Consider the following 1016-nt stretch of genomic DNA (forward strand, 5'->3'; position numbering starts at 1 on the left):
GCCGCGGCGCCTTCGATCTGCACCCGGTGCTTCCAGCGACCGCGCTGGTCCTGGCGCTTGCGCCCGAGGTCGCGGGCGAACCGGACGCCTATGCTCTGGACCACGTAAATCCGCGGCGCGCTTTCGCCGCCGTCAGTCGTGGTCGGATCGGGCTCGGTCAGGTGAGGCCTCCTCGGCTTCGGCAAGGGATTCGGCTGTGTGCTCCGCCGCAGCCCGCCGTGCCTGACGGCATTCCTCGGCGTGGTGGTCGGCGCGGCGTACCGCCTCTTCGAGCAGGCGGCGGAGCGCGGCGAGCGGCGCCCGGTTGCGGGCCAGGGCGGCATCGTCGAGCGCGCCCAGCCGATGGGCGACGCGCGCGAGCTCCGTGACGGAGAGGGCGGCGTCGCCCGCCCACTGCCGGGAGAACCGGACCAGGAGGCCGTCCGCCATCGCGGCCCAGTCCTCCGACGGGATCGGCGGCGCCTTCGCGCGCCGCCGCCCCTGCACCGGCGCCGGCGGCTGATCGACCGGGCGATCGCCGTAGCGATCGATTCGGATCACCGGGAGGATCAGCACGTCGGCGTCGGCCATGACGGTCACTCCGCCGCGACGAGGTGCGGCGCGGGCAGGGCGGTCGCCTCCGGCCAGGCCGGGCGGGCGAGATGGCCGACCAGGTCGACGAGCTTGCGGCGCAGCAGGCCGTCGTCGATGCGCCCGAACGCATCCACCAGGGCGAGGCCCTCCGGGGTGGCGAGGACGGCTGCGATGCGGGCGTCGGCGGCATCGGCGCGCTCGGCGGCGGGGCTGCGGCCGGGCGACGCCCCGTCGGCTGGCATGCCCTCGAAGAAGAACGCGACCGGCACCTGCAGCACGGTTGCGATCTCCTGCAGCCGGCTGGCGCCGATGCGGTTGGTGCCTTTCTCGTACTTCTGCACCTGCTGGAAGGTCAGCGAGAGCGCGTCGCCGAGCTTCTCCTGGCTCATGCCGAGCATCATGCGGCGCATGCGGACCCGACCGCCGACGTGGCGGTCGACCGG

At 74.3% G+C, this 1016-nt stretch carries 2 protein-coding genes; both read right to left on the reverse strand.

The window, feature by feature from the left end:
* Nucleotides 1-132: 132 nt before the first annotated feature.
* Nucleotides 133-570: a hypothetical protein gene (locus CH341_RS31500; RefSeq protein ID WP_111423669.1), complete on the reverse strand. Its 438-nt coding sequence runs from the start codon at nucleotides 568-570 to the stop codon at nucleotides 133-135.
* A gap of 5 nt (nucleotides 571-575) precedes the next feature.
* A partial coding sequence (locus CH341_RS31505; RefSeq protein ID WP_111423671.1) for a helix-turn-helix domain-containing protein occupies nucleotides 576-1016 on the reverse strand: 441 nt, incomplete at its 5' end.

It is taken from the genome of Rhodoplanes roseus, from assembly GCF_003258865.1.
GTDB lineage: Bacteria > Pseudomonadota > Alphaproteobacteria > Rhizobiales > Xanthobacteraceae > Rhodoplanes > Rhodoplanes roseus.

Bases quoted from the DNA above. Each gene is read 5' to 3' on its own strand.
- CH341_RS31500 (WP_111423669.1), bottom strand. From the start codon at position 570: ATGGCCGACGCCGACGTGCTGATCCTCCCGGTGATCCGAATCGATCGC.